Below are 23,887 nucleotides of genomic sequence, written 5' to 3' on the forward strand. Positions count from 1 at the left end.
GGGAGGGTCACGCCCCGGCGTCACCACCGTCGGGAGGGCGCTCGGCTTCGAAGATGCGGCTGTCGACCGGTGGCTGTCCGGTCAGCCGCGCGATCAGGTCGGCGGCGACCTCACGCAGTTTCCGGTTGTTGTTCTGCGAGTGACGGCGCAGCAATTCGAACGCTGTCCGCGCGTCGCACCGCTGCTGGCCCATCAGTACGCCGAGCGCCTGGTCGATCACCGACCGAGAGGCCAGAGCCTGCTCGAGCTGCGCACCCAGTTCCGACTGGGCAGACCGCGCCGCCAACGCGAGCGTCGTCGCCGCCTGCTCCGCGTAAGCCGCCGCGCGTTCCCGATCGGCCTCGCTGAACGTGTCCGGGCGGTCGTACCCGTACAGGTTCAGCACGCCGATGATCTGACCCTCGACAATCAGGGGAACGGCCAGTGACGCCTGCACCCCCAGCTCACGCGCAGCCGGGCCGTACGCGCGCCATCGCCGGTCCCGCGCCTGGTCCGGTACGTCGACCACGGCCCCACTCTCGAGCGCGTCCAGCGCCGGTCCTTCGCGGAGGCTGTACTGCTGCTCGTCGATCAGCGCCGCCCGCGCGTCGCTCGCGACCAACGTCACCGGCTCGCCGTCGTACCGCGTGGTGATCCCGCACGAGGCCGGCGGCTCGACGATCTTGGCCGCGACCTCCGCCACCTTCGCCAGCAGGTCCTGCAGATCCGGCCCGGCGATCAGCAGCGAATGCACCGAGCTCAAGGCGCCGACGAACGGCGCCGGCTGCTCCCCCGACACGTCGCCCCACCCCGATTCCGCACCCGCGATGGAATCCGGCGCTGTGCCGTCGCCGGCAGTTCCCAGCGTACGCCGGAAGTCCGCGAGCGACGACGAGCTGCCCGGGATGCCCAAACCTCCCCATATCCTATAGGATCTCGTGCAACATCCCGCCCACCGCTGCAGAACGGCTCCCGCATGGCACGCTTCACCGAGTTCGAGACGTACGACGTCCGTTTCCCCACGTCGCTGGACCTGGACGGCTCCGATGCGATGAACACCGACCCGGACTACTCCGCGGCGTACGTCATCCTGCGGACCGACGCCGGGGACGGGCTGGAGGGACACGGCTTCGCGTTCACGATCGGCCGCGGCAACGACATCGAGACCGCCGCGATCGAGGCGCTCCGCGACCATGTGCTCGGGCTCGACCTGGACGCCACGCTCGGTGACCTCGGTGGGTTCTGGAAGTCGCTCGTGCACGACTCGCAGCTGCGCTGGCTCGGCCCCGAGAAGGGCGTCATGCACATGGCGATCGGCGCGGTCGTCAACGCGGTGTGGGACTTGGCCGCCAAGCGCGCCGGCGTACCGCTGTGGAAACTGCTGTCGGACCTGACCCCGGAGCAGATCGTCGCCCTGGTCGACTTCCGGTACCTGACCGACGCACTCACCCCGGACGACGCGCTCGACATCCTGCGCAAGGCGGAGGCGGGCCGCGCCGGGCGGGAGGCGGTACTGCGCGAGCGCGGGTATCCGGCGTACACCACGACCCCCGGCTGGCTCGGGTACGACGACGCGAAACTGGTCCGGCTCTGCCACCAGGCGGTCGCGGACGGTTTCACCCAGATCAAGCTGAAGGTCGGCGCGAACCTCGACGACGACATCCGCCGGATGCGGCTCGCCCGGGAGGCGGTCGGCCCGGACATCCGGATCGCGATCGACGCCAACCAGCGCTGGGACGTCCCGGACGCGATCCGCTGGGTCGAGGCGCTGGCGCCGTACGACGTCTGGTGGGTGGAGGAACCGACCAGCCCGGACGACATCCTCGGGCACGCGGCGATCGCGCGGGCGATCGCGCCGATCCGGGTCGCGACCGGTGAACACGTACAGAACCGGATCGTGTTCAAGCAGTTCCTGCAGGCCGAGGCGCTGTCGTTCCTGCAGATCGACTCGGCCCGGGTCGCGGGCGTGAACGAGAACATCGCGAACCTGCTGCTGGCGGCCAAGTTCGGGGTACCGGTGTGCCCGCACGCGGGTGGGGTAGGACTGTGTGAGCTGGTCCAGCACCTGTCGATGTTCGACTACGTCGCGGTCAGCGGATCGACGCAGGACCGGGTGATCGAGTACGTCGACCACCTGCACGAACACTTCCTGGACCCGGTGCGGATCCGGGACGGGCACTACGTGGCACCGGTACGGCCCGGGTTCGGCGCGGAGCTGGATGCTGAGACGCTGACAGACTTCCGGTACCCGGGTGGCAAGATCTGGACCGACCTTAAGGAGAACTCGTGAGCGATTTCGACGGCCTGCGGGCTGTTGTCACCGGCGGTGCGTCCGGGATCGGGCTGGCGGCGGCCCAGCTGCTGGCGTCCCGGGGCGCCGAGGTGGTCGTGTTCGACCTGAAGCCCGAGGTCGACGCGCCGCTGACCGGGATCGCCGCCGACGTCACCGACGACGCCTCGATCAAGGCCGCGGTCGCCGCGGCGGCGCTGCAGCTCGGCGGCATCGACATCCTGGTGAACAACGCCGGCATCGGCGCCCAGGGCGACGTGACCGCGAACGACGACCTGCAGTGGCACCGGGTCCTGGACGTGAACGTCGTCGGCGTCGCGCGCGTCACCCGCGCCGCCCTGCCGTACCTGCGCAAGTCGGCCGCGGCCGCGATCGTCAACACCTGCTCGATCGCCGCGGTCGCCGGCCTGCCCAATCGCGCGCTGTACTCCGCCAGCAAGGGCGCCGTGCTCGCGCTGACGATGGCGATGGCCGCCGACCACGTCCGCGAAGGCATCCGGGTGAACTGCGTCAACCCCGGTACGGCGGACACGCCCTGGGTCGGACGCCTGCTCGACCTGGCGGCCGACCCGGTCGCGGAACGCGCCGCGCTCGAGGCCCGGCAGCCGATGGGCCGGCTCGTGTCGGCCGACGAGGTCGCCGCGGCGATCGCGTACCTGGCGAGTCCGTTGTCGGGTTCGACGACCGGTACGGCGCTCGCGGTCGACGGCGGCATGCAGAACCTGCGGCTCCCGGCGGTGCGCTCGTGAAGCTCTTTCCGGAAGGTCAGCGCGTCGGGCTCGGCGGTGCGCCGCTGGGCAACCTGCTCGGCGAGGTCCACGAGGGCGACGCGATCGCTACGGTCGACGCCGCGTGGGACGAGGGCTGGCGGTACTTCGACACCGCTCCGCACTACGGGCTCGGTCTCGCCGAGGAGCGGCTCGGTCTGGGGCTGCGGGGCAAGCCGCGGGACTCGTACGTGCTGTCGAGCAAGGTCGGGCGGATCATCTACGAGGCGTCCGATGCTGCTTTGGACGACGAGGGTTTCAACGTCAGTACGACGCGGCGGCGGCGCTGGGACTTCTCGCGCGACGGCGTACTGCAGAGCATCGAGGACTCGCTGCGGCGGATCGGTACCGATCGGCTGGACGTGGTGTACGTGCACGATCCGGACGACCACTACGAGGAGGCCGTCGCGACGGCGTTCCCGACGCTGATCGAGCTCCGCGAGCAGGGCGTGATCGGGGCGGTCGGGTCCGGGATGAACCAGTCGGCGATGCTGACCCGGTTCGTGCGGGAGGTCGACATCGACGTGATCATGCTGGCCGGCCGGTACTCGCTGATCGACCCGGACGCGCTGGACGACGTACTCCCCGCCTGCCTCGACAACAACGTCCAGGTAGTTGCCGTAGGCATCTTCAACTCCGGCCTCCTCTCCCAGCCCCGCCCGGCAGCCGGCACCACCTTCAACTACGAACCCGCCGCCCAAGCCCTGCTGGACAAGGCGAACAAGATCGCCGACATCTGCGAGTCCCACGGCACCACCCTCCCCGCCGCCGCCCTGGCGTTCCCGTTGGCCCACCCAGCCGTCGCAGGCATAGCCGTAGGCTGCCGCACCCCGGACGAGGTCCACACCAACGCAACCCTCGCCCGAACCGAGATCCCCCCAGCCCTCTGGTCCGACCTCAAGTCAGCCGACCTACTCCGCACAGACGCTCCCACGCCCTAGCCCACCGCGCCACACCACCCGCCCGCCGGCGCCGCCTGCATCTCCCGCGCGCCGGGGCCGCAGGCCCCGGCGCGCTTACTCCGTAGGTGTGGTGCGTGAGGCTAGGTGGAGGGCTAGGCGTTCGTCTGGGTTGGTTAGGTCTACGCCTAGTAGGTGCTGGATCTTGTTGATGCGGGCGGACGCTGTGTTGCGGTGGATGCCTAGTACTGCGGCTGTTTCGGCCAACGACGACTCCGTGTCGAGATAGACGGCCAGTGTGGTAACCAGGTCGCCCGGTTGATCCTTGATGGGAGCAAGGAGCGCCCGGGCGGCCGGCTGGAACGTGTCCGTACGCGTCCACGCAAGCAGCAACTGCGCCAAGCCCAACCGGTCCACATGCAGGAAGCGGCCCGTCTCGGCCCGACCACGAGCCAGCCCGGCAGCATCACCTGCTTCTGCGAGGGTGGTGGCGATACCACTCGGACCCGCCTGCACCCGCCCCACACCGACGTACGTGTCAACCGTCTGCACCAGCCGGCGCTGGACCCGGCGGATCGCGGCAGCTTGTTGCTGTACCTCGGTCGCAGTCGGCTCACGTACTGCGGTGATCCACGCGGACCACCCGTCCCCCTGCTCCACCACGACCGCCCGCAGCCCTTCCGCGTCGAACGCCTCCACGACGTCGGTGCGTCGACCCGCCACGTCCACCTGGCCGTCAGCACCGATCCGGATCCCGGTGTGCCAGCCGTCGAGCTGCCAGCCGAGATCGACGGCCCGTCTCCGCGTCGCCTCGGACGGCTCCCCGTGCAGGAGCTCACCGAGGAGCGAAGTACGTTGACGCGCGTCCCGCTCCAACTCGAGCCGTCTGAGCGCCAACCGCTCCCCCACAGCAGGTGCGACCACCGTCAGCACCTCCGGTACGGCCGCAACCTCAGCCGGAACCACACCGGGCAACCGCGCCACCAGCCAGCACACAGGCCCCACACCTAGAACCGCCACGGCCAGCAGCACAGCCCCGCTCGCCAGATCCACCCGGTACGGCGCCGCCCACGCCACTGGCACCTGAGGCAGCGCGGCCGCCAGCGCAGCGCGATCCTCCGGCTCCAGCGGATCACCAGCGAGCGTGCCGCCGTCAGCACCCGCCAGCGTCACGGGACGATCCAGGACGGCGGACGTTGTCCGTAGTACCGACGTGAGATCACCACTGGCCCGCCTGAGCGCGGCAACCGCTCGCAATACGAGGTCTGATCGCAGTACCTCTGGCTCGGCGGTCACGCGTCGCAAGTACTCATGTGCCGCCAACGGATCCGGGCACCCCAGCACCGGCAACTGCAACCGCTCCGCGAGCAGCTCGGCCCCACGCCCCAACCGCTCAGTCCCTGCCAGCAGCAAAGCCCCAGCCCCCGCAGCCGCCGCCCGACTGATCAAGGCATCCACCCGCCAGTCCCGGTGATCGTCCACCACCAACACCACCAACACCCGCCCCGCCAGCCCCTCAGGCTGAGCTCCAACCCCCAGCACCACAGAAGACCCGGTAAGGGAAGCGGTGTCCTGCTCTGGTCCAGCCAGGACGACTACGTCTTTCCAACCGGGGGAAGCGAGCAGGGCGGCGAGGGTGGTCACGACGCCTCCAGGAGTTGGGGGTTGCAGGCGAGGCCGAAGGCTTCTGGGGAGACGTGCGGGAGGCGGTCCGGGTGGTGCCACCAAGTTGGGGCTGGGAGAGCTACGACTACTACCTCGTCGCCGGTACGAACGGCGTCCACCGCGATCGGTTGGAGAGTACGGCGATCCAGTACACACAGCAGGTCTGGTGTGGTGACCACAGGCGCACCGTCGACCAACGCCAGCAAGTACTCGTTCTCGGTCTCGATGCGGATGACCGCCCGGCTCGCGGTGTCCACCACGCACAGGCTCCCGCGACCGAACGCCGCACCACCATCGGCGATCACGTGCCGAGCGACCTCCTCCACCCGCCCACTGCCGAGCAAACGCCCACCCAAACCATCCGCAACGTCAGCAGGCCCAGCGCCCGGCTCAAGCGCAGCATGCGCCCGTCCAAGACCAAGAGCCCGCGTGAGACTCCCCTCGACCGCATCCACCGCAGCAGCTTCGACGGGCGTCGGCGCCAGCGCCAGTACGGCCCACCCGCCGGTGTGAGCGACGAAGCTACGCACAGCCCGCTCCAACCCACCAGCGTCGACGTTGTCGACCACGATCACCTGGCCGCTCGGCTCGCTCAAGGCACACGGGGTCAGCGACCGGCCCGCCACCGCCCACGAGAACTGATCCAGCCGCGGCAGCGCCCGGCCCATCAGATCCGCGTCGACGACCGGCAGCCCGAGATCGAGCGCGGCGATCAACGACGTCAGCCCGTTCAGTCCGCCGGCCTCCAGCGACATCAGCCCGGTCACGTCCACCCCGGTCCACCGGCTGACTGCGCGTACAGCGGTCTCGAACTCACCGCCGCTCGGCAGCTTCTCCATCAACACGCTGGTCGCCCCGACCACCCCGATCGGGCTCACCGACACACCGGGCAGGTCGGATGCATCCCGCAGTACCAGCTCCCCCGCGCCGAGCCGCCGCCGCAGCATCCGCCCGAACGCGCCCGCATCGCCCCCGCCACCGGAGCCGAGCAACGTCACCCCGACGACCAGCGCCTCCAGATCCTGCTCGCGAACCGTCGTCGCCATCCCCCGATCCTCCCACCGCGGATCTCCACCACTCATCAACTGCGCCGAACCGGCCGCGCCGCACGCCCCCCGAGCGTGCGACGGACGCGCACCAGGAGGTGTGAGTGCTGGAAGTCCGGGTTGGAACCCCGGCCCGCCGCGGAGGGGTCAGCACGGCGAGCCGAGGGTCAGGGGACGAGCACGTCCGAGCGGCGCTCGACGGGGGTGAACTCGACGTCCAGGTCGAAGCAGGACGGGCCGAAGACTGCCAGCGCCTCGGGGGTGCGCATCAGATCGGGGGTCGAGATGCCGACGACCGTCACCCGCTGGCCGTAGCGGAGGCCTTCGGTGGTGATCGGCTCCGCGGTGTCGCCCTCCAGTACGCAGATCAGGTCCGGCACCGTACACACCACCTCGCCGTCGACCTCCGCGACCAGGTTCTCGTTCTGGAAGCGCAGCGCCAGCTCGGACGTACCGTCGTACGAGGTGAACCGCGCCCGCCCGCGCGCGAAGCCCTCGAGCGTACGGCGTTCCACGTCGACGACCTTGCCGCGGAACAGCACCCGCAGGTGGCTGTACAACGTCGGCGCCAGCGCGGCCCGGATCGCCTCGACCGGATCCGCGTGCGCCGCCCGCGCCTCGCGGACGGCCCGCCCGATCGACAGCCCGAGCGACAACGTCCGCGGTACCGCCGTACGACGAACCTCGGCACCCGTCATCGAGTACTCGGCGATGTGCGCGACCCCGCCCAACCGGATCGTGATCCCGCGCGCCAGCCACTCCATATGCCGGTTGTCCGTACCGGTGTCGATCACCACCGTCTCGTCGTGCTCCCCCGCAATCGCCATCGGCGACCCCGGTACGCCGTACACCGAGAAGGTCTCCATCTGCAGCTCAGGGAACGCCCGGCCCATCCCGTCCGCGTCGACCACCGGCAGACCGGTGCGCGCGGCAACGAGCAGCGGAATCATCGAGTTGATGCCGCCGCACTCGATCGGCATCGTCGCGTCGGCGCGCCGGCCGAGGTGCTTCTCCAGCGCCCGCAGCGCGCCGACGGGTTCGCTGCCGCGCGGGATCTTCTCCACGATCACGGTCGGCGCACCCATCTGCGCGGTCGGGATCACGAACGCGTCGTCGGCCAGTTCGTCCGGATCGAGGACGGTGACCGGCCCGTGTTCGCGGATCGCCTGTTCGACGAGCAGCCGCCCGATCAACGGGTCGCCGCCGCCACCGGTACCGAGGATCGCCGCACCGCGGGCGAGATCTTTCAGATGCTCGATGCCGAGTTCCCAACTCATACGGTCTCCAGGGCGCGGATCGGGTCCAGGTCGTAGCCGAAGTACCGCGGGCCGACCAACTCGATGCCTTCCGGCGAGTGCCAGCGTTCGTCGGACGGCGCCGCGAGCACGCTGACCCGGTGGCCGTACCGCAGGGCCTCGGTGGTGATCGGTTCGCCGGACTCGGTGTCGAGCACGATGATGAGGTCGGGCGTGGTCGCGACCGCCGTACCGTCGAGTTCCGCGACGAGGTGCTCGTTCTGGAGGCGCAGTACCAGCAGGCGTCCGTGGGACGCGTCCAGTCCGTCGACGGCGGCGTCGCCGCGCGCGAAGCCGGTGGTCGTACGGCGTTGTACGTCGACGACCTTGCCGACGTGCAGCAGCCGCCCGCCGAGCTCGTCGACCACGGCCGCGACCGGATCGGTGTGCGCGCGCTGCGCCCGCTCGATCGCGCGGCCGATCGTGACGCACTTGCTGAGCGTCCCGGCCACGAACGAACCGCGCACCTCGGCGCCGGTCATCGCGTACAGCGAGACGATCGCCGAGCAGCCCATGTCGACGGTTGCGGAGCGGGCGAGGCGTTCGGCCCATTCGTTGCTGACTGTGTCGAAGACGCCGCGGTTGCCCTTCTCGTCGACGATCGACATCGGCGTCGCCTCGATGCCGGCCAGCGTCGGCAGCACCATCTGCAGTTCGGGGAATGCCCGGCCCATCCCGTCGCCGTCCACCAGGGGCAGCCCGAGTTGCGCGGCGGCGATCACCGGTACGGTCGAGTTGACGCCGCCGGCTTCGATACAGGCCAGGTGGGTCGGCGTCTTCCCGACGTACTTCGCCAGCGTCTGCACCGCGACCGAGATCTGGTCCGCCGACGGCAGCTTCTCCACCATCACCGTTGGTGCGCCCATCATTGCGACCGGCAGTACGCAGGCGTCGTGCGGAAGGTCGCCAACGGCAACGATCTCCACCGGCCCGTGTTCGCGCACGGCCTGCTGCGCCAGCAGCCGCCCGATGTGCGGATCCCCACCCCCACCGGTCCCCAACACAGCCGCCCCACGCGCCAGCGCCCCAAGATCCTCAGCCCGCAGCTTCATCCCAACCACTCCACTCCAGCGGCGGGTCGGTGGGGGGCGGATGCCCACGCCATCACAATCGCCGAGGCCGCCAGCCGCCCGGCGGGGCGGGTCGCCCGGCGTTGGATTGTGATGGCCTGCAGATCCGCGTTCATCGGGGTTCTCCCAGGCGGAGGTCGCCGACGGCTTTGCAGCGGATGCGGGTGGCGTTGCCGGGGAGGTACGGGATCGGGACCTCGTCGAAGTCGACGATGCGGACGGCGGCGGGGTCGGCGCCGGCGGCGACCGCCCGGTCGACGGCCTCCTGACGCGCCTCGTCGACGACCGCATCGCGGCGGCCCGGGTCGATCGCGTACACCCGGTCCACCTCGCCGCCGACCTGAGCGATCGCGGCGCCGATCGCGTTCGCGACCGCGAAGTTCTCCGGCCGGTGGACGGCGAGGCTGCCGGGCAGGTCGTCCGGGAGCAGGATCGACCCACCGCCGACCGCCACCACCGGCAGCGGGTCCGGCGAAGTGCGCATCCGCTCCACCGCGTCCGCGATGTCCGCGGCCACCCGCGCCAGCGCGGCCTTCACCAGCGTCGGATCGAGCTCGGCCACCGCGTCCGCGGAACCCACGTCGGCCCGGCCCGCCGCGACCGCGATGTCGGTGGCCGTCAGCGTCCGGCCGCCGAAGACCAGAGCCTCCTCGGTCAGGCGGTACCCGACCGACCGCGGGCCGACCGTCACGACATCGTTGTCCGAGGCAACCAGACTGCCACCGCCGATGCCGATGCTGAGTACGTCCGGCATCCGGAAGTTGGTCCGTACGCCGGCCACGTCCACCTCGGTGGTCGCCTCCCGCGGGAACCCGTGGGTGAGTACGCCGACATCGCTCGTCGTACCGCCGACGTCCACCACCGCACAGGTGTCCAGGCCGGACAGCAGCGCCGCACCGCGCATCGAGTTCGTCGGGCCGGACGCGAACGTCGCGACCGGGTACCGGCGGGCGAAGTCGACGTCCATCAGCGTGCCGTCGTTCTGGCTCAGGTACAGCGGCGCGGTGATGCCGTGACCCGCGACGGCACTGGCCAGTCCGTCGACGATCGAAGCGGCGAGTTCGCGGAGTGCGGCGTTGATGATGGTCGCGTTCTCGCGCTCCAGCAGACCGATCCGGCCGATCTCGTGCGACAGGGAGATCGCCACGTCGTCGCCGAGCTCGGTACGCAGGATCTCCGCGGCACGCAGCTCGAACTCGTTGCTGACCGGCGAGAACACCGACGAGATCGCCACCGACCGGACGCCGTGCCGCAGCATGTCGGCGGCGTGCCGGCGGAGCTCGTCCGCGTCCAGCTCGGCGATGTGCCGGCCGTCGAACTCGTGCCCGCCGTGCGCCAGGTAGCTCCGCCCGCTGACCGCCTCGACCAGCCGCTCCGGCCAGTCGACCAGCGGGGGCAGGGACGCCGTCGCCGGGAGACCGAGCCGCAGTGCCGCAGTCGGGGCGAGGCGACGGGCCTCGATCAGCGCGTTGATGAAGTGCGTGGTGCCGATCATCACGGCCTGTACCTGCGCCGGGTCGAAGGATCGCTCCGCCTGCAGCCGGTCCAGGGTGTCGATGATGCCGGCGGTCACGTCCGCACTGGTCGCGGACTTGTTCGCCGCCAGCACGTTGACGTCGGCACCCTCGCCGTCGAGCAGTACGGCGTCGGTGTTGGTCCCACCGACATCGATACCGATACGCATTCGTGGAAGTCCCTTCAGTTGGTTGCCGGGAGGGCGTTCACGTCGGTGACGGGTTCGGTCTCCATCGTGCGGCTGGTACCGATGCCGCGGATCAGGCCGAGCTTGCCGGCCACGACGTACGCCAGGAAGCCGACGACGAGCGAGTTGATGCTCGGCAGGCCCCAGGCGACGTACTTGCCGATCAGCGCCGCGCCGATCCAGATCACGATCGTGGCCGGTACCCAGGTCGGCGCGGTCGCGGGCAGCGTCCCGCCGGCGCGCGAGGCCTCGAGGTCGGGGCGCCAGCGCTTCACCACGAAGTACTCCGCCACCATGATCCCGGCGATCGGCGGGAACGCGACACCGAGCACGATCAGGAACTCGGTGAACTTGTCCAGGATCCCGCCGGCCGCGAGCACGCTGCCGAGCACGCCCACCGCGAGCGTGACGACCGCCCGGTTGACCCGCCGGCCGAAGACCGTGCCGATGAAGTTCACCACGCCGAGCCCGGAGCTGTAGAGGTTCCAGTCGTTGATCTTCAGCGTGCCGAGGATGATCACCAGCGTGCCGACCCAGCCGACCGACGAGGTGACGATCGTGATCACGTTGGCCGAACCAACGGCATGCGCGAGCAGTACGCCGACCAGCCCGATCACGTACTCGCCGAGCGTCACGCCCAGCACCGTCTGCTTCACGACGTCGCCGACCGTACGGTTGTACCGGGTCATGTCCGGCGTGATCACCGCGCCGACGATGAAGCCGCCCGCGACCAGCGTCGTACCCTCCAGCAGGCTCAGGTGCGGACCCGGCGGGGCCGCATTCACCAGCGAGCCGAGGCTGTGGTCGGACAGTTCGCTGATGATCGACCAACCGACGAGCAGCAGGAACGCCGGTACGGTCACGTACGCGACCCAGGCCATCGAGTGGAAACCGCGCAGGACGACCAGCGTCACGAGCAGGCCGAACACGAGCGACCAGCCCCACGTCGGGAGTACGCCGATCAGCTGGCTGAGGCCGGCCGCGGACACCGCGGACTGGATCCCGAACCACCCGATCAGGCTGATCCCGATCGCCAGCCCGATCAGCGACGAGCCGGCCTGGCCGAAACCGGTCCAGCGCGCGATCACCGAGGTCTGCAGCCCTTCGCGGGCACCGATGACGCCGATGAAGATCGCGACGATCTCGAGGATGACCGCGCCGAGCGTGAGCGCCCAGAACGCGTGCCAGAAGCTCATCCCGAACCCGAGCGTCGCACCGAGCAGGAACTGGCTGAGCGCCGAGATCTGCCCGAACCGCTGCGTCGCGACGGACCACCAGGAGTACCGCGCATGCTCGGGGACCCGGGCGAGGGCGTAGTCGTCGGCACCTACAGAAGAACCGGCCATGGTGGGACCTCCAGCTCAGGGATTTCACCGAACGTACGTCCGCGCGTGGCCCGCCTCACCGTCCAGTGTGCACACCCGGCGGGTTCCGACTGTGCATCTCGCCCAGGTCTGTACTGTTGTCGCGATGGCCGGACGCATACCCAACTGCGGAGCGCGACTGCTCCGCGTCCTCGGCGTACTCACCGTGGTCGCTGGGGTGTTCGCGATGCACGGCCTCACGTCCCATCACGACGCCGCGATGGCGATGCCTGGTACGTCGATGGTGGTCATGGAGCATCCGGCCGGGGTCCATGTGATGCCTGCGGACGAGATGCAGGACATGGGCGGCGCCTGTATGGCCGTACTGACCGGGCTCGTGTTGTTGCTGTCGCTGCTGCTCGGACTGCGCAGTCTGCTGGTGTGGCGCGCGGTCGGTGTGCCGGTCTATCGGCTGACTCGGGTGCTGGGCGAGCGGTCGCCGCCGCGGGTCGTGCTGTCTTCCTTGGGAGTACTGCGGATATAGGCCGACGTGCGCCTTTGTTCCGCCGTACCTACACACAAACCAAGGAATGTGATGACGCACGTCTACCGTACGACCGCGGCCTCGGCCGCTCTGCTCGCCGCTGCGCTCGGCCTCGCCGGCTGCGGTGATTCCAAGACCGGCTCGGGGTCGATGCCGGGGATGAGCCACGGCTCGAGCATGCCGATGACGCCGACGACAGCGCCGAGCAACTCCGCCGGAGCCTTCAACGACGCGGACGTGATGTTCGCGTCGCAGATGATTCCGCATCACCAGCAGGCCGTTGAGATGGCGGACTCTGCGTTGCAGAAGGCAACGACCGCCGAGGTCAAGAAGCTGGCGACGGCGATCAAGGCGGCGCAGGACCCGGAGATCAAGCTGATGTCCGGGTGGCTGACCGCGTGGGGCAAGCCGGTCCCGACGCCAGGCGAGCATGCCGGTCACACGATGACCGGCATGATGAGCCCGCAGGAGATGGCCGACCTGTCCAAGGCGAGCGGCAGCATGTACGACCGCATGTGGGTCACGATGATGATCAAGCACCACCAGGGCGCAGTCACCATGGCCAAAACCGAACAGTCGACCGGCAAGAGCACGGCGGCTGTCGCTCTCGCGAAGAAGATCCAAACAGCCCAAACCACCGAAATCGCCACCATGCAACGCCTACTCGGCCGCCTCCCGGCGGCCTAACCACCAGGCGGACGCGAGCGCGGAGGCGGGGCAGTCGGGGTGTGGGCTGGAGGCCCGGCCGGCACCCCGCTTCGCCACCCATCGCCTGAGTCCTCCGTCAGGACGGTTGCCAGGTGACTTGGAGGTTGTCTCGGCGGCCGAGTTGTTCTATGCGGTGGGTGACCCGGCTGCTCTGGGCTTCCAGGGTGGCCGGGTCGTCTGCTTGCAGGCGGAGGATCAGCTCATCTGGGGTCGAATGGATCGTCCAGGTGGCTGAGCCGAGGTCGACCACCAGTTCGTCCGGGGACTCGGACAGGACTTGGAGGCCGCCGGGGCCGTGGGCGAGGTGGCTGGTGAGTTGGGTCAGGTAGCGGTCGGCGCGTGGGGTTTCCACGTGGGCTTCCAGAGCTGGCATGGCGGACTCCATTTTTCGAGACACTGTGTCTCGATCATATACAGTCAAGCCATGCCTAAGTTGTGGGAGCACACGATCGCCTCGCACCGGTCCGCGGTCCACGAGGCGATCCTCGACGCGGCCGCCGGGCTGGTGGACGAGCGCGGGGTGACTGGCTTGACGATGGCCGAGCTCGCCCAGCGCGCCGGGGTCGGGCGGGCGACGCTGTACAAGTACTACGGCGACGCCGACGCAGTGTTGTCCGCGTGGCATCGGCGTCAGGTAACTGCCCACCTGCAGCAGCTCGAAGACGTATGGGATCGCACCCACCGGATCGACGCCGTACTGGAGACGTACGCGTTGATCCGCTACGAGCACCCGCCGACAGCGGCTCCGTCGCTACACCGGGAGCAGCACGTCGATCACGCCCGCGACCACCTGATCGACTTCGTCGCGGAGCGCCTCGGTGACGTACGGAGTGACGTACCGAAGAAGGAGCTCGCCGCGTACGCCGTACATGCCCTCGACGCCGCAGGCGCCGTACCGTCGAAAGCGGCGGTACGCCGCCTGGTGGCGGTGACGCTGAGCGGACTACGCGGCGAGCCGGCTCGGGGACAGGTCCAGCCGCCGCAGCAACTGCGCGTTGAGCGCGACGACGATCGTCGAGATCGACATCAGCAGCGCACCGACGGCTGGTGACACCACGACGCCGGCGAAGGCCAGTACGCCGGCCGCCAGCGGGACCGTGATGACGTTGTACCCGGTTGCCCAGACGAGGTTCTGCCACATCTTGCGGTAGCTCGCCTTCGACAGGTCGATCACCGACAGCACCGCCCGCGGGTCGTCCGCGGCCAGTACCACCCCGGCGGACTCGATCGCGACGTCGGTACCCGCGCCGATCGCGATCCCGACCTCGGCGCGGGCCAGCGCGGGCGCGTCGTTCACGCCGTCGCCGACCATCGCGACCTTCAGCCCACGCGCCTGCAGTTCGGCGACCTTCGCGTCCTTGTCCTGCGGCAGGACCTCGGCGAACACCTCGTCGATGCCGAGCTCGCGAGCCACCGCATCGGCGACCTGGTGCGCGTCGCCGGTGATCATCGCGACCTTCACGCCCCGCTGGTGCAGCGCGGCGACCGCTTGCCTCGACTCGTCCCGTACCTCGTCCTCGAGCGCGATCGCCCCCAGCACCTGCCCGTCCCGAACGACGTGCAGCACCGCCGCACCCCGTTCCTTCCACGCAGCCACCTCGGTCTGGAGCCCGTCCGGCTCAGCCAGCCCGTTCTCCCGCAGGTACGCCGGCCCACCGACCGCAACCTCAGACCCGTTCACCACAGCCTGCACACCCCGCCCGGTCAACGACCGGAAGTCGGAAGCCACCACACGCCCGCCACCGACCGGCACACGCTCGGCATGCGCCCGAACGATCGCCTTCGCCAACGGGTGTTCACTGTCCGCCTCGACCGCCGCGGCCAACTCCAGCAACTCGTCCTTCGAGACCGCTCCGACCGCCGCGACCCCGGTGACGGCGGGTTCGCCCTTCGTCAACGTGCCGGTCTTGTCGAAGAGGACTGCGTCGATGGTGCGCATGCGCTCCAGGGCCAGCCGGTTCTTGACCAGTACGCCGGCCTTCGCGGCCCGCTCCGTGGAGATCGCGATCACCAGCGGGATGGCCAGCCCGAGGGCGTGCGGGCAGGCGATCACCAGCACCGTCACGGTTCGGGTGACGGCCTCGTCCAGCTTGCCCAGCAACGCCCACACCACGAACGTGATCAGGCCGGAGATCGACGCGAAGTAGAAGAGGAACGCTGCCGCGCGGTCCGCCAGCGCCTGCGCTCGGGAGGACGACGCCTGCGCCTCGGCGACCAGCCGCTGGATACCCGCGAGCGCGGTGTCGTCGCCGACCGCGGTGATCTCGACCCGCAGAGCGTTGTCGGTGGCAACGGTTCCGGCGACGACCTGGTCGCCGACGGCGCGCGACACCGGGCGGGACTCGCCGGTGATCATCGACTCGTCGACCTCGGCCTGCCCGTCGACCACCGTGCCGTCCGCCGGCACCCGCCCGCCGGAGCGTACGAGTACGACGTCGCCCGCCTGCAGCTCCTGCAGCGAGACCTCGACCACGCCGTCGTCGGTCACCTTCTCGGCCGAGTCGGGCAGCAGCGCGGCCAGTGCGTCGAGCGCACCCGACGCGGCGCCGAGCGCCCGCATCTCCAGCCAGTGCCCGAGCAGCATGATCACGATCAGCAGCGCGAGCTCCCACCAGAAGTCCAGGTCGAACCCGCCGAGCTTCAGCGTGGTCACCCAGGACGCGACGAACGCCACCGTGATCGCCATCGAGATCAGCAGCATCATCCCGGGGCGGCGCGACTTCAGCTCGCTCCAGCCGCCGGTCAGGAACGGCTGCCCGCCGTACAGGAAGATCACCGTGCCGAGCACCGGCGCGATCAGCCCCGAACCCGGGAACTCCGGCGGCATGTACCCGAGCAGGTCCGCGAACATGTGGCTGAAGAACACCACCGGCACCGCCAGCCCCAGACTGATCCAGAACCGGTCCTTGAACTGCGCCGCGTGATCCCCGTGACCGCCATGCCCCCCGTGCCCCTCGTGCCCACCATGACCCATGGAGTGGTCCTCGTGACCACCGTGCTGGTGCTGCTCGTGCTCGCTCATGCCCGAGACCATACCCCCTAGGGGTATCAGTTTCAAGCACAAGCGAAAGCCCCGCCACCCGAAGGCGACGGGGCAGCCGCAAACCCCTACGGCGACGGCCCTACAGCGGATCGATGTCCGACAGCGATTCCGGCGTCAGCTCGACCCAGCGCGTGATCCCGATCTCGCGCAGGAACGGTACGTCGTGACTCGCGATCACCAGCGCCCCGTTGTACGACGCGAGCGCGTCCTTCAGTTGCGCCACGCTCCCGAGGTCGAGGTTGTTGGTCGGCTCGTCCAGCATCAGCAACTGCGGCGGCGGTTCCGCGAGCAGCAACGCCGCCAGCGTCGCCCGGAACCGCTCGCCGCCGGACAACGTACTGACCAGCTGATCCGCCGCCCGCCCGCGGAACAGGAACCGCGCCAGCCGTGACCGCCGCTCCTGGTTCTCCGTCCCCGGAGCGAGCAGCGCCAGGTTGTCGACGATCGACAGGTCGTCGCGCAGCAGGTCGAGCCGCTGCGGCAGGTACCGGAACGGCACCACCGGCAACTCCCCTGCCACGACCGACTGCAGCAACGTGGTCTTCCCGGCGCCGTTCGGCCCGGTCAGGGCGATCCGCTCCGGACCCCGGATCTCCAGGTCGACGTGCGCCCCGGTCCGCAGTACGTGGTCCTCGAGCTTCAGCACGATGCGCCCAGCGGGTACGGCGGTCTTCGGCAGGTCGACGCGGATCGTCTCGTCGTCGTGGACCTTGTCCTCCGCGTCCGCCAGCGCCTCCTGCGCGGACTCGAGCCGCTCGGACTGCATCCCGAGGTGCTTGCCGGCCGACACCTGCGCACCGCGCTTCAGGTTGCCGGCCACGATCTTCGGGATCCCGCCCTGCTCGAAGGCACGCTGCCCCCGGGCGCGGCGCTGGTCCATCTTCATCCGCGCGTCGATCAGGTCCTTCTTCTGCTTGCGTACGTCGGCCTCCGCCGCCCGGAGCATCCGCTCCGCGGCCTCCTGCTCGACCACGACCGCCTCCTCGTACGCGGTCAGGTTGCCGCCGTACCAGGTGACGTCGCCCTTGCGCAGGTCGCCGATCTGGTCGACCCGGTCGAGCAGCTCCCGGTCGTGCGACACGATCAGCAGCGCACCACGGAACTGGTCGACAGCGTCGTACAGGTGCCGCCGCGCCCGCAGGTCAAGGTTGTTCGTCGGCTCGTCGAGCAGCAGTACGTCGGGACGCCGGAGCAACTCGGCCGCCAGCCCGAGCAGGATCGTCTCGCCGCCGGACAGCTCGCCGACACTGCGGTCCAGGCCGATCGAACCCAGGCCGAGCTTGCCGAGCAGCGCCTCGGCGCGTTCATCGACGTCCCACTCGTCGCCGACGATCGCGAAGTTCTCCTCGGACGCGTCACCCGATTCGATCGCGGTGATCGCGCGCCGGACCGCTTCGATGCCGAGCGCCTGGTCGACCCGCAGCGTGGTGTCGAGGGTCAGGTCCTGCGGCAGGTACCCGAGTTCGCCGCTGACGCGGATCGCCCCGCGTTGCGGGGTGAGCCGGCCGGCGATCAGCTTGAGCAACGTCGACTTGCCGGCGCCGTTGCGGCCGACGAGTCCGGAGCGGACCGGACCGGCCACGAAGGTCAGGCCGTCGAAGAGCACCTCGCCGTCGGGCCAGGCGAAGTAGAGGTCGGTACAGGACAGGGAAAAGCTCATGAGTTGTCGACTCCTGCTGAGGTCTCGGACGAGACCGCGCACCAGAGAGGTGGCGATCGATCGGTGAAGGCGAGAGCCTCAGTTCGACAACTCGAACCCCTGACGTCGGGAATGTGACAGCTGAAGCATACGGACCGCGCCGGAGCCGATCAACTGTTTTCCGAGTACTTGCGCCAGGCAACGACCACCAGGTCGACCAGCGCCACCCCGGTGAGCAGCCCGAACACGATCACCCACCCCGACGGCAGGCGGTACCCGACCGCGAGCGCCGTACTGACCGCGAACAGCACCACCCCGAACGCCGACAGCACGATCCGCAACGTCAACGCACTGCGCGGTGGAGGCGGCTCGTACATACCTCCGATGTACCCCTAAGGAGCCTTGCGGAGCCAGGTTTCGACGCCGGCGATGTGGGCGGTCATCCAGGCCCGGGCCGCCTCGGCGTCGCCGCTCTCGATCGCGTCCAGGATCGCGGCGTGTTCGGACAGCGTCCGCTCGACCGCGCCGGCCTGGGTGACACCACGCCAGATCCGGGCCCGCTGGGTGGCGCCGGAGACGCCGTCCAACAGCGAGCAGACGACCTGGTTCCCGGTCGCCTCGGCGATCCCGCGGTGGAACTGCAGGTCGTTCGCGACCAGTTCCTCGACGCCCGCGTCGGCGGCCAGGTCGCTGCACAGCAGCCGCAGTTCGGCGATCTTCTCCGCGGTGATCCGGGTCGCGGCCAGCGCGGCGACGCCCGGCTCGAGCAACCGCCGGACCTCGAAGAACTGCAGCACCGAGTCGTCGCGGTGCAGGTCGACCATGAAGCTCAGCGCGTCCAGCAGGTGCGCCGAGTCGAGGCTGGTCACGTACGTACCGTCACCGTGCCGGACGTCCAGTACGTTCACCAGCGTCAGCGCCTTCACCGCCTCACGCAGCGAGTTCCGCGACAGCCCCAGCCGGGCGGCCAGGTCGGCCTCCTTCGGCAACCGGTCCCCCGGCCCCAGTTCCCCCGAGGTGATCATCCCCTTGATCTTGACGATCGCCTCATCCGTCAACGCCATCTCGTAAGTATGCCGCCAGCTAGCATCCGAGGATGACCTCGACGCCGGGTTACTCGGGGAAACCGCTCGCCGCCAAGCTCGGGATCAAGGCGGAGCATCGCCTCCTGCTCGACAACGCGCCGGCGGGCTTCGTCGTCGAGGGGCTGCCGGTGGGTACGGAGGTGGTGCGCAGGCCGGGACGTACGCCGTACGACGTTGTGTTGATGTTCTGTCCGGACCGGGACCGGCTCGCGAAGCGGCTGCCAGTACTGCTGCCGCGGACCGTGACCGCCGGGATGATCTGGGCCGCCTGGCCGAAGCGGTCGTCCGGCGTACCGACCGACCTGGACGAGAACGGCATCCGCGAACTCGCCCTCCCGCTCGGGGTCGTCGACGTCAAGGTGTGCGCGATCGACGCCACCTGGTCGGGCCTCAAACTGGTCCGCAGACTCAGCAACCGATGAAGGCCAATCATGCCCAGGTGGACTGATTCTGAGCGTGACGTTGGCCACACTTCTGCACAGTGCTGACCATCACCGGCGGCGAGCGTGCAACTGCATACAGTGGCCAGCCGCGCTCAGGACCAGGTCCGGGCGGGCCCGGAAAGACGGCCGGAACTCCACAACTGCAAGGAGTCTCGCAACTGTCGCCGTCGCTCTCCGCATCCGGCCGGACCGAGCCGACGGCGTGTGGCCTGAAACACCTTTGTGGGCAGTGTTTCAGGCGGCGATGGATCGACCCACCGGAGGCCGACCACTCGACACACTGGTCCGGTGGTACCCGGCTGTGGAAGTGGTCCCGGTGCTATTAGCCTTTGCTTGGGGCACCACCCATAACATCAGCAGTAAGAACCGCGGTACCGGACCCGAAATCGGAAGAGGCGAACTGCCAAGTGGCCACCGAGCCATCAGACACCAATCCCCTAGCAGCCTTCGGTGCGAACGAATGGCTGGTCGACGAGCTGTACGAGAAGTACCAGCAGGACCCGAATTCGGTGGATCCGGCATGGCTCGAGTTCTTCAAGACGTACGACCCTGATGGTGCAGCGAAGCCGGTGACGACCACCCCGGCCGACGCTCCCCGTCCGGACGCGGTGTCCGACAACAAGACCCCCGAGGCGCCGAGCCGCGGCACAGCTGCCGCCGCGCCCGCCTCGAGCGCTCCCGCCGCGACGACCGCGGCCGCGCAGCCCTCCGCACCGACTCCGGCCGCTGCCCAGGCCGCACCCCAGCAGCCCGCAGCCAAGCAAGCACCGGCCCAGTCCGGCGCCCCGACCGGAGGCACGGTGAACCAGCCGCCCAGCGCTCAGCCCAAGGCTGCCCCCGCGACCAGCACCGACACCACGCGGCAGATCCTCCGCGGTGCCCCGGCGCGGACCGCGCAGAACATGGAGACCAGCCTCTCCGTTCCGACCGCGACCAGCGTTCGCCAGGTGCCGGTCAAGCTGCTGATCGACAACCGGATCGTCATCAACAACCACCTGAAGCGCGCCCGCGGCGGCAAGGTGTCGTTCACGCACCTGATCGGCTGGGCGCTGGTCAAGGCGCTGAAGACGCTGCCGGAGATGAACGCGTCGTACGACGAGACCGACGGCAAGCCGACGCACGTCCAGCCGGCCCACATCAACCTCGGCCTGGCCATCGACATGCAGAAGCCGGACGGCACCCGGCAGCTGCTGGTGCCGTCGATCAAGGGCGCCGACGAGATGTCGTTCGCCGACTTCTGGATGGCCTACGAGGACATCGTCCGCCGGGCGCGCGACAACAAGCTCGCGCTGCCGGACTTCCAGGGCACCACGATCAGCCTGACCAACCCCGGCACGATCGGTACGCAGCACTCGGTGCCGCGGCTGATGACCGGCCAGGGCTGCATCATCGGCGTCGGCGCGATGGAGTACCCGTCGGAGTACCAGGGCGCGGCCGAGGAGACGATGGCCAAGCTCGCGGTCAGCAAGGTGATGACGCTGACCTCGACGTACGACCACCGGATCATCCAGGGCGCCCAGTCGGGTGAGTTCCTGCGCCGGATCCACCAGCTGCTGCTCGGCCAGGAGGGTTTCTACGACGAGATCTTCCAGAGCCTGCGGATCCCGTACGAGCCGATCCGCTGGGCCGCCGACCTCCCGCACAGCCACGAGGAGGACATCAGCAAGCAGGCCCGGATCCTCGAGCTGATCCACGCGTTCCGGGTGCGCGGCCACATCATGGCCGACACCGACCCGCTGGAGTACAAGCAGCGCAGCCACCCGGACCTCGACGTCGCCACCCACGGCCTGACGCTGTGGGACCTGGACCGCGAGTTCGCCACCGGTTCGTTCGGCGGCAGCGACCGGCGGTTCATGAAGCTGCGCGAGATCCTCGGCATCCTGCGCGACTCGTACTGCCGGACCACCGGTATCGAGTACATGCACATCCAGGACCCCGAGCAGCGCAAGTGGATCCAGGAGCGGGTCGAGCGCCCGCACACGAAGCCGCCGCGCGAGGAGCAGCTGCGGATCCTGGCCAAGCTGAACGAGGCCGAGGCGTTCGAGACCTTCCTGCAGACCAAGTACGTCGGTCAGCGCCGGTTCTCGCTCGAGGGCGCGGAGACCACCATCCCGCTGCTCGACGAGCTCTGCGAGGAGGCGGCCGGCGCCGGGCTGGACGAGGTCGCGATCGGGATGGCGCACCGCGGCCGGCTGAACGTACTGGCGAACATCGTCGGCAAGTCGTACGGCCAGATCTTCCGCGAGTTCGAGGGCAACATCGACCCGCGGACCGTGCAGGGCTCCGGTGACGTCAAGTACCACCTGGGCGCCGAGGGCGAGTTCGTCTCCGAGTTCGGCGACAAGATCAAGGTCTCGGTGGCGGCGAACCCGTCGCACCTGGAGACCGTCGACCCGGTGCTCGAGGGCATCGTCCGGGCCAAGCAGGACATCCTGGACCGCGGCGCCGCGTTCCCGGTGCTGCCGGTCCTGGTCCACGGTGACGCCGCGTTCGCCGGCCAGGGCGTGGTCGCGGAGACGCTGAACCTGTCCCAGCTGCGCGGGTACCGCACCGGCGGCACGATCCACGTGATCGTGAACAACCAGGTCGGCTTCACCACCTCGCCCGCCTCGTCCCGCTCGTCGATGTACTCCACCGACGTCGCCCGGATGGTGCAGGCGCCGATCTTCCACGTGAACGGCGACGACCCCGAGGCCTGCATCCGGGTCGCGGACCTCGCGTTCGAGTACCGCCAGGCGTTCAACAAGGACGTCGTCATCGACCTGGTCTGCTACCGCCGCCGCGGTCACAACGAGGGCGACGACCCGAGCTTCACCCAGCCGCTGATGTACGACCTGATCGAGCAGAAGCGCTCGGTCCGCAAGCTGTACACCGAGGCCCTGATCGGTCGTGGCGACATCACGATCGAAGAGGCCGAGCAGGCGATGCAGGACTTCCAGCAGCGGCTGGAGCGGGTGTTCGCCGAGGTCCGGGACGCCAAGAACGAGCCCGACACCCCGGCGCCGTACGTCACCGTCCCGGTCTACCCGGACAAGCCGGAAGGCCCGGACGCGACCGCGATCAGCCGCGAGACGCTGAAGAAGATCGCCGACGCGTACACGACCCTGCCCGAGGGCTTCACCGTGCACCCGAAGGTGCAGCCCCAGCTGCAGCGCCGGGCGCACGCGATCACCGAGGGCCCGCTGGACTGGGCGTCGGCGGAGATCACGGCCTTCGGCTCGCTGCTGCTCGACGGGCGGCCGGTCCGGCTGGCCGGTCAGGACAGTCGCCGCGGTACGTTCGTCCAGCGGTTCGCCGCCGTCATCGACCGGGTCAACGGGCAGGACCACGTCCCGCTGCAGCACCTGGACGAGGGCAGCCAGGCGAACTTCTACGTGTACGACTCGCTGCTGAGCGAGTACGCCGCCCTCGGCTTCGAGTACGGGTACTCCGTGGCCCGTCCGGAGGCGCTGGTGCTCTGGGAGGCGCAGTTCGGCGACTTCGTGAACGGTGCGCAGTCGGTCATCGACGAGTACATCTCGTCCGGTGAGGCGAAGTGGGGCCAGAAGTCCGGCGTCGTGCTGCTGCTCCCGCACGGCTACGAGGGCCAGGGCCCGGACCACACCTCGGCCCGGATCGAGCGCTTCCTGCAGCTGTGCGCCGAGGACGCGATGACCGTCGCGCAGCCGTCCACCCCGGCGTCGTACTTCCACCTGCTCCGCCGGCACACGCTCGGCGAGGAGCACGTCCCGATGGTCGTCTTCACGCCGAAGCAGCTGCTGCGGCGCAAGGAGGCGGTGTCGCAGCCGGAGGAGCTGACCCACGGCACCTTCCGGCCGGTGCTCGGCGACGCCGAGGCGGAGGCCAACCCGGCCGCCGTCGAGCGGGTCATCCTGGCCTCGGGCCGGATCGTGTACGACCTGCTCGCCGAGCGGAAGAAGGTCGAGCCGGACAAGATCGGCACCGCGATCCTCCGGGTCGAGCAGCTGTACCCGCTGCCTGCCGACGAGGTCGTCGCCGAGCTGGCGAAGTACCCGAACGCGACCGAGATCCGCTGGGTCCAGGACGAGCCGGCGAACCAGGGTCCGTGGCCGTTCATGGCGCTGAACCTGACCGAGCACCTGGGCGGCAAGCCGTTCTACCGGGTGTCCCGGCCGGCCATGTCCGCTCCGGCGGTCGGCTCGCACGGTGTGCACGGCACCGAGCAGGCGACGCTGCTCAAGCAGGCCTTCAGCTGACATGTACTTCACCGATCGCGGGATCGAGGAACTCGAGAAGCGGCGTGGCGAGGAGGATGTCACGCTGGCGTGGGTCGCCGAGCGGCTACGCGAGTTCGTCGACCTGAACCCGGAGTTCGAGACCCCGATCGAACGCTTCGCCACCTGGCTGGCCCGGTTGGACGACGAGGACGAGTAGTTAGTCTGTGCGA

Annotated in this window: 21 protein-coding genes; 9 read left to right on the plus strand and 12 right to left on the minus strand. The window is 69.5% G+C overall.

Annotated features, from left to right (window positions below; genetic code table 11):
- Positions 1 to 7: 7 nt before the first annotated feature.
- On the minus strand, positions 8 to 892 hold the full coding sequence (locus tag ACFYRU_RS00540; protein ID WP_387651308.1) for a GAF and ANTAR domain-containing protein: 885 nt from the start codon (positions 890 to 892) through the stop codon (positions 8 to 10).
- 63 nt (positions 893 to 955) lie between these two features.
- Here ACFYRU_RS00540 and ACFYRU_RS00545 point away from each other — a divergent pair, with 63 nt between their 5' ends.
- Genes ACFYRU_RS00545 through ACFYRU_RS00555 form a run of 3 tightly spaced genes read left to right on the plus strand, consistent with a single transcriptional unit; the run spans position 956 to position 3,977 of the window.
- The gene (locus tag ACFYRU_RS00545; RefSeq protein WP_387651310.1) at positions 956 to 2,269 is read left to right on the plus strand and encodes an L-fuconate dehydratase; all 1,314 of its coding nucleotides are present in this window, start codon (positions 956 to 958) and stop codon (positions 2,267 to 2,269) included.
- The gene (locus tag ACFYRU_RS00550; RefSeq protein ID WP_387651313.1) at positions 2,266 to 3,018 is read left to right on the plus strand and encodes an SDR family NAD(P)-dependent oxidoreductase; all 753 of its coding nucleotides are present in this window, start codon (positions 2,266 to 2,268) and stop codon (positions 3,016 to 3,018) included. The genes ACFYRU_RS00545 and ACFYRU_RS00550 overlap by 4 nt, the downstream gene beginning before the upstream one ends.
- Entirely contained in the window at positions 3,015 to 3,977 is a 963-nt protein-coding gene (locus ACFYRU_RS00555) for an aldo/keto reductase (protein WP_387651315.1), read from the plus strand. Before ACFYRU_RS00550 ends, ACFYRU_RS00555 begins: the two co-directional genes overlap by 4 nt.
- 75 nt (positions 3,978 to 4,052) lie before the next feature.
- Here the strand turns inward: ACFYRU_RS00555 and ACFYRU_RS00560 are convergent, their stop codons facing one another.
- From ACFYRU_RS00560 to ACFYRU_RS00585, 6 genes are all read right to left on the minus strand, one after another.
- Positions 4,053 to 5,417 (minus strand): PucR family transcriptional regulator, encoded by a 1,365-nt coding sequence (locus tag ACFYRU_RS00560; RefSeq protein ID WP_387651317.1) that lies wholly within the window; start codon positions 5,415 to 5,417, stop codon positions 4,053 to 4,055.
- A 158-nt stretch (positions 5,418 to 5,575) separates the two neighbouring features.
- Positions 5,576 to 6,646, minus strand: coding sequence for a DUF917 domain-containing protein (locus ACFYRU_RS00565; RefSeq protein WP_387651320.1), 1,071 nt, complete (start codon positions 6,644 to 6,646; stop codon positions 5,576 to 5,578).
- Between the two features lie 167 nt (positions 6,647 to 6,813).
- A complete protein-coding gene (locus ACFYRU_RS00570) occupies positions 6,814 to 7,923 on the minus strand; it encodes a DUF917 domain-containing protein (RefSeq protein ID WP_387651323.1) in 1,110 nt (369 codons plus the stop codon).
- A complete protein-coding gene (locus ACFYRU_RS00575; protein ID WP_387651326.1) occupies positions 7,920 to 8,993 on the minus strand; it encodes a DUF917 domain-containing protein in 1,074 nt (357 codons plus the stop codon). The genes ACFYRU_RS00570 and ACFYRU_RS00575 overlap by 4 nt, the downstream gene beginning before the upstream one ends.
- Before the next feature lie 130 nt (positions 8,994 to 9,123).
- The gene (locus ACFYRU_RS00580) at positions 9,124 to 10,695 is read right to left on the minus strand and encodes a hydantoinase/oxoprolinase N-terminal domain-containing protein (protein WP_387651328.1); all 1,572 of its coding nucleotides are present in this window, start codon (positions 10,693 to 10,695) and stop codon (positions 9,124 to 9,126) included.
- Between the two features lie 14 nt (positions 10,696 to 10,709).
- On the minus strand, positions 10,710 to 12,059 hold the full coding sequence (locus ACFYRU_RS00585) for a purine-cytosine permease family protein (protein WP_387651331.1): 1,350 nt from the start codon (positions 12,057 to 12,059) through the stop codon (positions 10,710 to 10,712).
- Between the two features lie 124 nt (positions 12,060 to 12,183).
- Between ACFYRU_RS00585 and ACFYRU_RS00590 the strand changes: the two genes are divergently transcribed.
- The gene (locus ACFYRU_RS00590; protein WP_387651333.1) at positions 12,184 to 12,561 is read left to right on the plus strand and encodes a DUF6153 family protein; all 378 of its coding nucleotides are present in this window, start codon (positions 12,184 to 12,186) and stop codon (positions 12,559 to 12,561) included.
- A 51-nt stretch (positions 12,562 to 12,612) separates the two neighbouring features.
- A complete protein-coding gene (locus tag ACFYRU_RS00595; RefSeq protein WP_387651335.1) occupies positions 12,613 to 13,248 on the plus strand; it encodes a DUF305 domain-containing protein in 636 nt (211 codons plus the stop codon).
- A 97-nt stretch (positions 13,249 to 13,345) separates the two neighbouring features.
- Here the strand turns inward: ACFYRU_RS00595 and ACFYRU_RS00600 are convergent, their stop codons facing one another.
- The gene (locus tag ACFYRU_RS00600) at positions 13,346 to 13,642 is read right to left on the minus strand and encodes a DUF2218 domain-containing protein (protein WP_387651337.1); all 297 of its coding nucleotides are present in this window, start codon (positions 13,640 to 13,642) and stop codon (positions 13,346 to 13,348) included.
- Between the two features lie 51 nt (positions 13,643 to 13,693).
- On the opposite strand from ACFYRU_RS00600, the gene ACFYRU_RS00605 reads away from it, so the two are divergent.
- The gene (locus ACFYRU_RS00605) at positions 13,694 to 14,320 is read left to right on the plus strand and encodes a TetR/AcrR family transcriptional regulator (RefSeq protein ID WP_387651340.1); all 627 of its coding nucleotides are present in this window, start codon (positions 13,694 to 13,696) and stop codon (positions 14,318 to 14,320) included.
- Here ACFYRU_RS00605 and ACFYRU_RS00610 read toward each other — a convergent pair.
- The 4 genes from ACFYRU_RS00610 to ACFYRU_RS00625 form a co-directional block, all read right to left on the minus strand.
- On the minus strand, positions 14,213 to 16,291 hold the full coding sequence (locus ACFYRU_RS00610) for a copper-translocating P-type ATPase (protein ID WP_387651342.1): 2,079 nt from the start codon (positions 16,289 to 16,291) through the stop codon (positions 14,213 to 14,215). The genes ACFYRU_RS00605 and ACFYRU_RS00610 overlap by 108 nt on opposite strands.
- A 100-nt stretch (positions 16,292 to 16,391) precedes the next feature.
- Positions 16,392 to 17,972, minus strand: a complete 1,581-nt coding sequence (locus ACFYRU_RS00615) for an ABC-F family ATP-binding cassette domain-containing protein (RefSeq protein WP_387651345.1) — start codon at positions 17,970 to 17,972, stop codon at positions 16,392 to 16,394.
- Between the two features lie 149 nt (positions 17,973 to 18,121).
- Positions 18,122 to 18,328 (minus strand): DUF6343 family protein, encoded by a 207-nt coding sequence (locus ACFYRU_RS00620; protein WP_387651347.1) that lies wholly within the window; start codon positions 18,326 to 18,328, stop codon positions 18,122 to 18,124.
- A 15-nt stretch (positions 18,329 to 18,343) separates the two neighbouring features.
- Positions 18,344 to 19,015, minus strand: a complete 672-nt coding sequence (locus ACFYRU_RS00625) for a FadR/GntR family transcriptional regulator (RefSeq protein WP_387651349.1) — start codon at positions 19,013 to 19,015, stop codon at positions 18,344 to 18,346.
- A 32-nt stretch (positions 19,016 to 19,047) separates the two neighbouring features.
- Between ACFYRU_RS00625 and ACFYRU_RS00630 the strand changes: the two genes are divergently transcribed.
- The 3 genes from ACFYRU_RS00630 to ACFYRU_RS00640 all read left to right on the plus strand — a co-directional run bounded on the left by ACFYRU_RS00630 (position 19,048) and on the right by ACFYRU_RS00640 (position 23,874).
- Entirely contained in the window at positions 19,048 to 19,458 is a 411-nt protein-coding gene (locus tag ACFYRU_RS00630) for a DUF3052 domain-containing protein (RefSeq protein ID WP_387651350.1), read from the plus strand.
- Positions 19,459 to 19,886: 428 nt separating this feature from the next.
- Positions 19,887 to 23,696, plus strand: coding sequence for a multifunctional oxoglutarate decarboxylase/oxoglutarate dehydrogenase thiamine pyrophosphate-binding subunit/dihydrolipoyllysine-residue succinyltransferase subunit (locus ACFYRU_RS00635; RefSeq protein WP_387651352.1), 3,810 nt, complete (start codon positions 19,887 to 19,889; stop codon positions 23,694 to 23,696).
- A gap of 1 nt (position 23,697) precedes the next feature.
- Positions 23,698 to 23,874: a DUF6104 family protein gene (locus tag ACFYRU_RS00640; RefSeq protein ID WP_387651354.1), complete on the plus strand. Its 177-nt coding sequence runs from the start codon at positions 23,698 to 23,700 to the stop codon at positions 23,872 to 23,874.
- Positions 23,875 to 23,887 lie beyond the last annotated feature (13 nt).

The organism is Kribbella sp. NPDC004536 (assembly GCF_042873835.1).
In the GTDB taxonomy this organism is placed as follows: domain Bacteria; phylum Actinomycetota; class Actinomycetes; order Propionibacteriales; family Kribbellaceae; genus Kribbella.